Source organism: Brasilonema angustatum (genome assembly GCF_059505445.1).
The window spans coordinates 1-11353 of the sequence record NZ_JCACKO010000104.1 but is presented as its reverse complement, the minus strand read 5'-3'; the positions used below and the strand labels follow the sequence as shown (position 1 = coordinate 11353).

General features: G+C 41.3%; 8 protein-coding genes. 3 read left to right on the top strand and 5 right to left on the bottom strand.

Translation table 11 applies throughout. From position 1 onward, the window contains the following. Nucleotides 1-178 precede the first annotated feature (178 nt). Nucleotides 179-1531, bottom strand: coding sequence for an adenylate/guanylate cyclase domain-containing protein (locus AC5JM2_RS18160; RefSeq protein WP_495836253.1), 1353 nt, complete (start codon nt 1529-1531; stop codon nt 179-181). Beyond that, nucleotides 1528-2070: a carboxymuconolactone decarboxylase family protein gene (locus AC5JM2_RS18155; RefSeq protein WP_495836252.1), complete on the bottom strand. Its 543-nt coding sequence runs from the start codon at nt 2068-2070 to the stop codon at nt 1528-1530. Before AC5JM2_RS18155 ends, AC5JM2_RS18160 begins: the two co-directional genes overlap by 4 nt. 428 nt (nt 2071-2498) lie before the next feature. Between AC5JM2_RS18155 and AC5JM2_RS18150 the strand changes: the two genes are divergently transcribed. After that, nucleotides 2499-3809 carry an aminopeptidase P N-terminal domain-containing protein gene (locus AC5JM2_RS18150; RefSeq protein ID WP_495836254.1) on the top strand — a complete coding sequence of 437 codons (1311 nt, stop codon included), beginning with the start codon at nt 2499-2501 and terminating at the stop codon, nt 3807-3809. Nucleotides 3810-3912: 103 nt separating this feature from the next. Here the strand turns inward: AC5JM2_RS18150 and AC5JM2_RS18145 are convergent, their stop codons facing one another. From AC5JM2_RS18145 to AC5JM2_RS18135, 3 genes are read right to left on the bottom strand one after another with little or no spacing between them, the layout of a single operon-like run. After that, on the bottom strand, nt 3913-4947 hold the full coding sequence (locus AC5JM2_RS18145; RefSeq protein ID WP_495836251.1) for a polysaccharide deacetylase family protein: 1035 nt from the start codon (nt 4945-4947) through the stop codon (nt 3913-3915). Then, a complete protein-coding gene (locus AC5JM2_RS18140; RefSeq protein ID WP_495836250.1) occupies nt 4944-6596 on the bottom strand; it encodes a glycosyltransferase in 1653 nt (550 codons plus the stop codon). The genes AC5JM2_RS18145 and AC5JM2_RS18140 overlap by 4 nt, the downstream gene beginning before the upstream one ends. Nucleotides 6597-6617: 21 nt before the next feature. Then, nucleotides 6618-8408, bottom strand: a complete 1791-nt coding sequence (locus AC5JM2_RS18135; RefSeq protein WP_495836249.1) for an ABC transporter ATP-binding protein — start codon at nt 8406-8408, stop codon at nt 6618-6620. Nucleotides 8409-9734: 1326 nt separating this feature from the next. Between AC5JM2_RS18135 and AC5JM2_RS18130 the strand changes: the two genes are divergently transcribed. Together AC5JM2_RS18130 and AC5JM2_RS18125 are read left to right on the top strand one after the other, a co-directional pair. After that, complete coding sequence (locus AC5JM2_RS18130) at nt 9735-10073, top strand: carbon dioxide-concentrating mechanism protein CcmK (RefSeq protein WP_495836248.1); 339 nt, start codon at nt 9735-9737, stop codon at nt 10071-10073. Between the two features lie 247 nt (nt 10074-10320). Then, nucleotides 10321-11052, top strand: coding sequence for a TIGR04283 family arsenosugar biosynthesis glycosyltransferase (locus tag AC5JM2_RS18125; RefSeq protein WP_495836247.1), 732 nt, complete (start codon nt 10321-10323; stop codon nt 11050-11052). The last annotated feature ends 301 nt before the right edge of the window (nt 11053-11353 follow it).

The window sequence follows — 11353 nt, the reverse complement described above, 5'->3', positions numbered from 1 at the left end:
TTTCTCAAAGCCTTACTGTATAACGGTTCTAAAATGTGCAAGTTAGGAGTTAACTGAACCGTATTGGGCAATGCCCACCTTACATAAAAATCCTGTAAGTTAACAGTTCGAGTGTTTCAATGAGTTTTTCCAAGCTTTGTTTCGAGACTTTACGGTTTAAATCCTGAGATGACATTTCTCACTCCTGATCAATAAGGCTCTCCTCAATTAATGTATCTGTTTCTGGTTGGATAGCAAAATATAGTTCATTAAATTCTTTATTTGGTAATAAACCTGTTGGATCTATAGCTAAACTATCTTTTATACCTTTAACAATATACATATCTATTTCGCCTTTATTTTTAGCGTTAACTTTTCCTCTAGATTCAACTAGAAAAAAATCTTTAATTAACTCAAAAGTTGAGGCAGAAATATTAATACTTCCAGTCAGACCAGATGATTCCATTCTAGAAGCGGTGTTAACAGTGTCACCCCAGACATCGTAAGCGAACTTCTTGTGTCCAATCACACCTGCTAATAATGATCCTGAATGAATACCAATACGAATATCCCAATATGGTTGATTTAAAAGCGCCTTCTCTTTTTTACGCCATTCCATAAAAGTGCGAATATTAATAGCAGCTAGCACAGCATCAATTGCATGAGTTTTGTTGTGGTTTGGAATTCCCCCAACACACATATAACTGTCACCAATTGTTTTCAATTTTTCTAAGCCATGCGCTTCAGTAAACTGATCAAAACAAGAAAAACAATAATCTAGTTCATCAACCAATTCTTGTGGAGTCAACTGTTCTGATAACTTAGTAAAATTCTTAAAGTCTGTAAACAGAACAGAAGCAGATTCATAATAGACAGGCTTAACAGCACCAGTCTGCTTCAGCTCAGAGGCAATATCTATTGGTAGTATATTCAAAAGCAATTCATCTGTCTTGCGTTTTTCTTTATCTAATTCAAGATACAGCCGGTTTAATTCCTCAAAGCGTTCAGCATTACGGATGGCTGCAGATAATTGCACTGCTAGTAAATAGCCAATGCGTAAATCTTCTTGAGTGTAACTTCTTGCTGCTGAGGTGGCAAAGTTGATTGTACCAAGCACGCGATTATCACATTCCAATGGAATGATGATCTGCGATTGGTACTGGCTAAGAAAACCCCTTGTAGGTTTTTCATGAATGAGTCGGGCTTGACCTGTTTCCAGACTAATGCCAACGACACCCATTTCTGTTGTATCAGAAAACTTTACTTCGACAGTAGGACCGAACAGCTTCACGATACGCCAATAATCATTAGTATCGCTCAGGCAAACACTACAATGCTCAAAGTCTAACAACCATTTTGCTTGTTTACTAACAACTCGCAAAATCTCATCCAGCTTCAGCGAACGATTGATGGCGATCGCAATTTCATTAACAGCTGCGATCCTACTGGAAAGCGCTTGAGCTTCAGCAAGCAAGCGACGAGAAAGCAACAACAGTTGCTGATAGTCCTGTTGTTCTAGCCGAGTACCAATAGAGACGGGAAGGGAAGTCATAATGTATCAATTTCTAGTGAAATTGAATCAGTGTATTTATTGACACTCGTAAATAAGTCTGCTGTAGCGACAATCTCAAATATTTCAGAATTGTCTAAACCTAAGTCATAGAGGTGTTGGTAATCTTTACTCGTGAGTGTGTGCGGTTCAGTCGCGACTTTCAAACCAAAGCTGATCACTGCTTTTTCACGTTTGGGAAGCGGACAGGCTGCAAAATCTGAAACTAGGGTTCTTAAAACTTCCTCGCTCATGCCTAATGATGATAATCCATGCAAATGCACATTCAGTGCATAAGGACTACTATTAGCCTGGGAAATAGCAATTCCCAGCATTTCCTTGAGTGTGCGTGGAACATCTCCTTTGAGGATAGTGCTGCGAAATTTCTTCCAATTCGCTTCCAAGATCCCAGGATTGATTGCCATTGATTTAAATAAATTTGGCACTATGCCAAATCCCAGTTCAACCTGAATCTCTTTATATATAGCTTTGACCTTGGAATCACTGAGTTGGTCGTATTCGATGATGGGAAATTTAGCCATTCTTATCTATCGCTTGAGTGGGGAACTTCTTTTAAGCTATAGTTTGCACGGTCAGAAACTGAGCTTTTTTGATTTAGGCAAGAGCAATACTAACTCAAGGTACTAACCCTGAGTTCAAAAGCCCAATCTGTACTCGTGCAAAGTATACTGAGCTGAAACAGTTTTGTACAACTTAATACAACGCATATCTTATTCTAGGGTAACAATACTGTAGCGACCACATCATCAGTAAATGGTATGATTTGTTACTCTATGTGAAAAAACTATCAAGCAAATATCATTATAATTGAAGTATAAAAATTACAAAGAATTTATCAAAGAGTCTATAATAGGTCTGGATGATAATAAGTACAAACTAACTAACTAAAGAAACTTATAGTTTTGAGTACTTTTGAAACAATAATTAATCAAGAAACACCATTAGAATGATGCAGGCAGAATATCAGCAGCGCCGTGAGCAATTGATGTCAAAAATTGGGAATGGGACTGCAATCTTTCGTAGCGCGCCAACAGCGGTGATGCACAATGATGTAGAATACGCTTTTCGCCAAGACAGCGACTTTTACTATCTGAGTGGGTTTAACGAACCGCAAGCAGTTGCAGTTTTAGCACCATCACACCCAGAACACCGGTTTGTGTTGTTTGTCCAACCAAAAGATCGAGAACGGGAAGTCTGGAGTGGTTATCGCTGTGGGGTAGAAGCCGCAAAACAAGTGTATGGTGCAGACGAGGCTTACCCGATCGCCGAACTGGATGAAAAGTTGCCACAGTATTTGGAAAAAGCTGATCGCATATACTACCATCTAGGGCGCGATCGCACTTTCAACGACAAAATCCTCAATCATTGGCAGCGTTTGATGCGGACTTATCCCAAGCGGGGTACAGGACCAATTGCGATTGAAGATACTGGTCCAATTCTGCACAGCATGAGATTAATGAAAAGTCAAGCAGAGTTGGAGTTGATGCGCAAAGCTGCTGATATTGCAGTTGAAGCACACAATCACGCCATCAAATTTACACAACCAGGGCGTTACGAGTACGAAGTTCAAGCAGAAATTGAACATATCTTTCGCCTCCGTGGCGCACTGGGACCAGCTTACCCCTCAATAGTTGCTTCTGGAGTGAATTCCTGTATTCTGCACTACATTGAAAATGACCGACAAATGCAGGACAAGGAGTTGCTGCTGATTGATGCTGGTTGTGCCTATGGTTATTACAACTCCGATATCACGCGTACATTTCCGGTCAGTGGCAAATTTACCCCAGAACAAAAGACACTGTATGAGATTGTTTTAGAAGCACAAAAGCAGGCGATTGCCCAAGTGCAACCAGGTAATCCCTACAAACAAATTCACGATACAGCCGTACGTGTCCTGACAGAAGGCTTAGTTGAACTTGGTATACTCAAGGGTGAAATTGACAAGCTCATAGAAGAAGAAAAATACAAGCCCTACTATATGCATCGTACTGGTCATTGGCTAGGTTTAGATGTTCATGATGTGGGTGTTTATCAGCATGGTGACGATAACCCGCAGATTTTACAACCAGGTCAAGTGCTAACAGTAGAACCAGGACTTTATATCGTACCAGATACCAAGCTCGCAGAAGATCAGCCAGCAACAGATCCCCGTTGGGTTGGTATCGGTATTCGGATTGAGGACGATGTTTTGGTAACATCAACAGGTCATGAAGTATTGACTGCTGGTGTACCTAAGGAAGTTGCTGAAGTGGAAAGATAAACCATCAGGACTTAGGCAAAATCATGAAAAAATAAACCGCAAAGGACGCAAAGAGCACAAAGGTAAGAGGGTTTAAGAGGGTTTTTGCGTAAGTCCTAACCATTTAGTTTGCTCTCCACTCAGACAACTGTTTGGCAAACTCTTCAGAATCCCAGTCCTCAACAACAACGCGAGGTAATTTAAAGCGATCGCACTGTTTGCGGACGGTACGAGGATAAGTTGTGCAAGCACTCATAAATCCTGCTTCCCCCACCAAACTTGCTGTTTCCTCAGAATAGTTGCCGTGGGGATAGGCAAAACTCACCACTTTTTGTCCTATAATCTCCTCAAGATGGGTTTTGCTGTCTTGAATCTCTTCCCTCTGTCGGTCAGCAGGTAAGAAAGACAAAAATGGGTGTGTGACAGAATGAGCACCAATTGAAATCAACTCGCTTCCTAGAATAGACACTTCCTCTGAATTCAAAATGCGGTGATTTGAGCGCAGTGTTGCAACACAATTACCCCACGCCAGCAGTTGATCCATAACCTTTTGTCGTGCTTCGGGAAGCAAGGGCGATAGCAACCAGTAAAGTGTACGGTAAAGAGTATGGCGAGGAGTGGGGTTATCTTCCCCCAACGCCTTCCAAGAGCGATTGCGCTGATATTCCTCCTCGCTGTAATTGGCTGCTGTACCCAATTCCCAGCGATGGGTTGTACCGTTAATCTCTAAACAAAGAACTTCTGGTAAAGAACCACGTTCCAGCAACAACCTATTAAGTTCATCCCACCACAAATCACGTTTTTGCTCCATATATCCACTGGTTAAAAACATGGTGGCAGGAATATCGTAACGCTCTAACAGCGGTTTGGCGTTATAGAGATTATCTGTGTAACCATCATCAAAAGTGACTGCTATCTGCGAATGAGGAGTTTTCCCCTGTTGCAATGTCTGGTTTAATTGCTCTAACGAAACAACTTCGCCAAACTTGTGTAAGACTTCCATCTGTTGGGCAAAGTGGCGGGGACTAACGCAAATTGACCAAGGATCAGATTCCACTTCAGTAATACGGTGGTACATCAAAATAAGACCTCCCGGTGCTAAACGCCCCCGCAAGCGTTTAGCCATTCGCCGCAGTTTACTAACTCCAGGTATTTTCATACAGTGTCTGGTTTTACTGCTTTGATAGTAATTGTGACTTGATAATTGCGATCGCAGTAGTCTAATTCTTCTTGACGCAGTTCTTGTGTTGCTAGCCCATAGAGAAAAGCATTAGCTACGAGTACATTTCCGTGAGTTTCAATTTGGAGATTTTCTGTTGGGAAGAACTCTTCAAACAGACGCTTTACTGATAAAGCAGTGAAACTCCAACACCAGTAATCAGCCCACTGATAATCACCAATATGACTAATGCCGGGAACTGTAACCAGGGCGACTCCTCCAGGCTTAAGGATGCGGTGGACTGTTTTAAGTGCCGCCCGTACATCGTAAATGAACTGTATTGTATGCGTCAGAATAAAGCAATCAAAGCTATTTGATGGAATATTGTCGCCAGAGGCTAGATCCCCAACGATTGTCGCCTTGGGATTGCCTTTTGTAACATGAAGTACGTCGCTTTGGGTGATGCGTTGGACAGAGTCCTTACTGGAGACATAGCCACCAAACTGCCTTGTATAGTTATCATCACCAATCTCCAAGACACGCCCACGAATATCCTCTTGATAATGGGCAAGGAAGTTTTCAATATAGTAGCGGTCAACAGGCTGACCTCTATCGTAGCCAAAGGCTTGACTCATGGGCGTAACTCGTCCCAGGCTACCAAAGTCCACAGCCCCTGTAGGAGGAATATATTGATCACCAAGCAACTGCGTTCCTATGAAGCGGTGGAGAGAACCGGGAAATTTTTTGCGTGCAATTTGCGCTGCTTTCTTTTTTACTCGCAATAGAAAGTACAACATGGGATAGTGATAGGGGTAAAGAGCCTTTTCTAGTGCATTCTGGAGTTCAGCGTTTTGCACTCCCTGTGCAGTGATGTACTTCTGTAGCCAGTTCAAATAAATCTGATGTGCGGGATTGGGTTTTAAAGGATGATACTTGCCTGTTTGGATTGCTTTGGAACAACTAGACTCTGAGTGTTGGCGGTACCGATCCCAGCAGCTACTATCCACATATACGGGGGTGTGCAAGCAAATTTTTGCTAGCAACACTTGATCCTCGAACATATGTTGAATAGTGTCATCGAATCCTCCTACAGCTTCTATAACCTCCCGTCGCACCAGCAATCCACAAGTGCAAGGTACGATCCCAGCAATTTTTAAATACTGAGTTACTAAACTTGGTGGATGAAACAAAGTATTCGGCACAACTCCAAGTGGTCTGATATTGTCACGTTGGTAATCTTCTTGTTCACCTGTCCAACTATGCCAATGTTGAGTCGGTCCATAAACCATACCCGTCTCAGGTTGAGATTCTAAAATTGCCACCTGCTGTTCTAGTTTTTGTGGCAAGAAGACATCATCAGCGTCCAAAAAAGCTATATACTTACCTTTTGCCTTGCTGATCCCCAAGTTGCGAGAAGTACTCTTACCGCGATTTTGGTGATCATCATGCTCGAAATAATGCACTTTTTCTAGATACAAATCTGCATAGTACTGAGCAATTACAGTACTTCCATCGCTGGAACCGTCATCTATTAATAATAATTCCCAATTTTGATAAGATTGGGTGAGTACACTTTCTATCGCTTCTTGGATGAACTTTTCTGTATTAAAAAAGGGAGTGATGACAGAAACGAGAGGTTGACTTTTCATGATTTTCCATACCCTAAATATTTAAATTTGAGCACTTCCAGATTGCAGATTATAAAGTTGGGCAAATAATCCATTGAGTTTAAGTAAATACTGGAGATTGCCTTGTTCTACAATCCGTCCTTCTTGCAAGACAATAATTTGCTCTGCCTGCTTAATAGTAGATAAACGGTGGGCAATCACAATCACGGTGCGATTTTGACTAAAGGAATTAAGAGCTTCCTGAATGAAATTCTCAGAAAGACTATCTAAAGCATTAGTTGCTTCATCAAGAATCAAAATCTCTGGTTCGCGAACGATCGCGCGGGCTAAGGCTATACGTTGTTTTTGTCCGCCTGAAAGCCGAATGCCGCGATCGCCAACGATAGTATCGTAACCTTGAGGTAATTGACTAATAAATTCGTGGGCACTCGCTTTTTTTGCGGCTGCAATAATTTCGGATTTTGTAGCATCCAAGCGACCATAGGCTATATTTTCTCCTACTGTTGTATTAAAGATATAAATATTCTGACTAACAATAGCAATTCGACTACGCCAAGCAGATAAATTTAACTTTTTGATAGGGTAGTTATCAACAGATATCTCTCCAGATTCCGTTTCATAAAACCGACAAATTAACCCAATGACTGTAGATTTACCTGCGCCTGAAGGTCCAACTATTGCAGTAGTTTTACCTTGTGGTATAAAAAAGGAAATATCCTGAAGTGCAGGTTTTTCTGAAGTGTTGTAGTAAAAGTTAACATATTCAAAAGTAATTCCTCCTTGTAAACGTTGAAATTCAATATTACCTGAGCAAATATTATGTTTCTCAGTTATCTCTAAAAATGACATTACATCTTCTACAGCACCCAATAAACCAATCAAATTCACACGGTCAGTATCTAACCGCCTCACGACTGGCTGGAGACGATAAAGCATAAAAATAAATGTTAATAATGTAGGAACGTTAGATTGTTGTCGCAGAGCGATAATCAAAATAAATACTAATAAAGCAACTGCTAAAACTTCCGACAGTGGTCCAGTAATTGAATAAAGCTTAGCCAACTTCAGAGCGATAATACGTGAATGGATTGTTGCTTCCTCAAAACGTTTGAGTTCGTAAGATTCGTGACCAAATGCGCGAATCTCCCTCATTCCGTAAAACCCTTCCATCACGCGATTAGCAAGGTTATTGTGTGCCTGTACTGACTCCCTACCCAGCTTTTTTGCCCTGCGCGTTACATACTGTATAGTTAGTGATATAAGTACCAAGGCAACAGTAACCAATAAACTTAGTTGCCAGGATGTCAGCATCAGCAGAATCACAAAAACAAAAACTGTACACAGACTGATAGCGATATTAACGAGCAGAAAAATAGCATCGCAAGTTCGCCAAGTTTCGATATCCAGTGTATTCAGCAATTTACCTGATGGATGAGAGTCCAAAAAACTATAACTCACGCTTAAAAGCTGCTGAAAAATTTTGCACAGCAAACCCTGTCCAATATGCCAGTACAGCCAATGACCAAGAAGAGTACTGATGTATGCAAGGCAGTTTTTTAGTATAACTAACCCCAAAATACACACTGGTATTATGAACAGATGTTTATCTTGTGGGATGTTGATGAATATTTGATTAAGAAAATTGACTAGTAAATTACTAGCTCCTCTTTGTGAGTTTGTTGTATCTAGAGTCTGGAGAAAAGGTATAAACAGACTAATTCCTAATCCCTCAAATAAAGAGGAGAACATCCCTAGAATGATAATTACTGGAATGACCCAAGGATACAATCTTAGAAGTGGTAATAAAGTCTTAATTGCCTTTACTTCTTGCATTGTATTTCCTTTTGATGTAAGAATATTGATAGGAAATCATGAATATTTTTATTTGTTATTTCTTTGAGCAAGAGTTACATCAATCGACGACGTAAGTAGGTCGGCGTAAATAATTATTGTTGGAATAAGGCAGGGGAGCCAGTCCTGCAGGAGGGTTTCCCGACAGAGGGATCTGGCGTTGGGGTTCCCCCCGTTGTAGCACCTGGCGTGAGCACCCGAGCACCCGAGCAGGGACAGAAAGAGTTTGAGCCTTATTTACTTTTCTTCACAACACCGAAGATATGACGGGAGGCAGGTAGCCCCGCATTTTTAAATCGGAACCCAATGCCGACACGTTCTGATTTATCAGGCGTGCAGGAAAAACCCGGGAACTTTTCGTGCCATTTGTGCAATCATAGAAATCAGTGGTGATAAGATACACGGGTAGTTCATATCTGGGAAGCAAATGCTTAAACCACGTCGTTTTTGTCCATAATCCACGGTTGAAAGTACTGGGATATTTTATTGATTGGACAAGAAATCAGGAAAGTTTTCATGTATTGTGGGGCGCAGCCGCTCCCGTGGTTGGCATGAAAGCGATGACCTTAAACTGCAAGTGGAGTAAGCGAGTCCCAAACCCCCTGCCCTGATTGCCCGGTAGAGCAGTTCAACCCATAGCTGGAAAACGTTGACCAGATAGCTGTTTTGTGCAAACAAAATCGGGCGAAAAGTTAACGCCAACTTCCAGCCAGAATCTCCAAACTTCTAGTTCGGAATGTGGCTCAAAGTAGCTTCCTTACTACAGCACCGCAGCTTATTTCAAAGGGTTTGCCTTTGAAATAAACTCCTGGCTGTCTCACCGCTCTTTAAGCATTTAGGACAGTTCTTTGCCGTATTTATTTGTAATTTTTAATGCTTTTTAACTTGTCTCCCAAATTTTTATGATGTGCTATACGATACTTAATCATAAAAGATAATTGCTTTTTAAGGTGCAGTATATTCACTTATAATTATTGAAGGCTTAGACTTTATCTACAATTTTTGTAAATCTATACTCATTGAGTCAACAACTTTTTATTTCAGTATATACACTAGGAAATATCTATCAAATAACAGATACTACTTATGGTCTAGACTCATGGGCACAAATACTATCCGGCGTTGCAGGTTGCCTTTCGGTTAAGTCTGGAGTCGCTGGCGTTTTTGGTACGTGTTTGATCGCCTTCAATTCGTTCTGGATGTATGAGCGGTTGAAAATAAAGATCATGGACACCTACTATGAAATCTGTAGGAAGATTCGTACAATGATTCAGTAGCGCCACATACGTTTGACATAGGAGACAACCAATGCCACTACAGGCAGTTGGATCAATTGAAACAAAAGGTTTTCCTGCTGTGCTAGCAGCAGCGGATGCTATGGTGAAAGCAGGTCGAGTCACTCTCGTAGGATATATAAGAGTGGGTAGTGCTCGCTTTACTGTTAATATTCGTGGGGATGTATCAGAGGTAAAAACCTCGATGCAGGCTGGTATTGAGGCTATAGAACAGGTTCATGGCGGAACCCTTGAATCCTGGGTGATCATTCCTCGTCCCCATGAAAACGTTGAAGCTGTCTTGCCTATAGGTTATACAGAAGAAGTCGAACAATACCGACTATCAGTGGAAAATCCAATTGTACGCAGGTAGTTGGTGGTTAGTTGATAGTCGGTCGTTCACAGTCAAAAGTTTCATGTTTACTCATGAGTAGCTAACAAGCCAAGTTAACCGCAAGGAAACGGTGTCAACCAGAGTACCAGCTATATATAAGCTACAAAAACGTGCAGAATTTAGACTAATGAACGGCAGGTTGCACACTCGGGGGAACTCGCAAGGGCGCACTGCCTCTTAATGACTAATGACTAATGACTAATGACTAATGACTAATGACTAATCTATGTCTGGTGTCTCAATTATTATCCCTACCTTAAATGAGGCGCAGTGTCTGGAACGCACAATACGCCATCTTAGTATATTAGTGCCTCCAGTTCAGGAGGTACTAATTGTAGATGGTGGCAGTTCTGACGAAACCGTTATCATAGCCCAAAAGGCTGGAGTTTCTGTTATTGCTGCCAAAAAACGTGGACGTGCTGCACAAATGAATCAAGGCGCGGAGGTTGCAACCGGAGAAATCCTTTGTTTTTTACATGCAGACACGTTGGTTCCAGACGATCTTGTAGCCGTTATTGAACAAACACTAGTAGACAAAACTGTTGCAGGGGGAGGTTTTATTTCTTTGATGGCAGGTGATAGAACCACTCGATGGGGAGTATCACTGCACAACTTTGTAAAAAGTTACTACGCGCCATTACTTTTTCGCCCACATCTGTTTTTTCAAGGGCTGCGCTTGTTGTTTGGTGACCAAGTCATATTTGCACGTCGTGCTGATTTTTGGAAATGTGGAGGTTTTGACAGCAATATTCCAATCATGGAAGAAGCTGACTTATGCCTGAAGCTGGTGCGACAGGGGAAAATCCGTCTGGTGAACCGCATTGTCCAAAGTAGCGATCGCCGTGTGGCACATTGGGGTTTTTTCAAAGCGACAGCCATATATCTTTCTATTGGCTTTCTTTGGGGTATAGGCGTCTCGCCACAATACCTAAAGCAGTTTTATGAGGATGTTCGCTGAAACTCTAGCCGATTGAACAAGCCAGTAGTTTTTAAAGGTATCCATCAGGGTACCTCTTAATTTTTCATAGCTTTTTGCGAACATTAGAGTATAATATTTCTTCTGATGTAAAGCAGAACGATGTATCTTACGATCCGTGCAGGAGGGGAAAGGCAATAGCCTCCTATGGAGCGAATAATCCCATCACCTTTTAGGCGTGTATGATTTTATTTTATATTTTCTACATGATGATAGATTTGTGAAACGATGACCGAAACAATTTTAGATTTTAAATTTTAGATTTTAAATTGGGGAGCCAATA

What these genes read in the sequence shown, in the direction of transcription:
- AC5JM2_RS18145 (WP_495836251.1), bottom strand. Translation starts at nt 4,947, where the DNA reads ATGAAAATACCTGGAGTTAGTAAACTGCGGCGAATGGCTAAACGCTTG.
- AC5JM2_RS18125 (WP_495836247.1), top strand. Translation starts at nt 10,321, where the DNA reads ATGTCTGGTGTCTCAATTATTATCCCTACCTTAAATGAGGCGCAGTGT.
- AC5JM2_RS18160 (WP_495836253.1), bottom strand. Translation starts at nt 1,531, where the DNA reads ATGACTTCCCTTCCCGTCTCTATTGGTACTCGGCTAGAACAACAGGAC.
- AC5JM2_RS18130 (WP_495836248.1), top strand. Translation starts at nt 9,735, where the DNA reads ATGCCACTACAGGCAGTTGGATCAATTGAAACAAAAGGTTTTCCTGCT.
- AC5JM2_RS18155 (WP_495836252.1), bottom strand. Translation starts at nt 2,070, where the DNA reads ATGGCTAAATTTCCCATCATCGAATACGACCAACTCAGTGATTCCAAG.
- AC5JM2_RS18150 (WP_495836254.1), top strand. Translation starts at nt 2,499, where the DNA reads ATGCAGGCAGAATATCAGCAGCGCCGTGAGCAATTGATGTCAAAAATT.
- AC5JM2_RS18135 (WP_495836249.1), bottom strand. Translation starts at nt 8,408, where the DNA reads ATGCAAGAAGTAAAGGCAATTAAGACTTTATTACCACTTCTAAGATTG.
- AC5JM2_RS18140 (WP_495836250.1), bottom strand. Translation starts at nt 6,596, where the DNA reads ATGAAAAGTCAACCTCTCGTTTCTGTCATCACTCCCTTTTTTAATACA.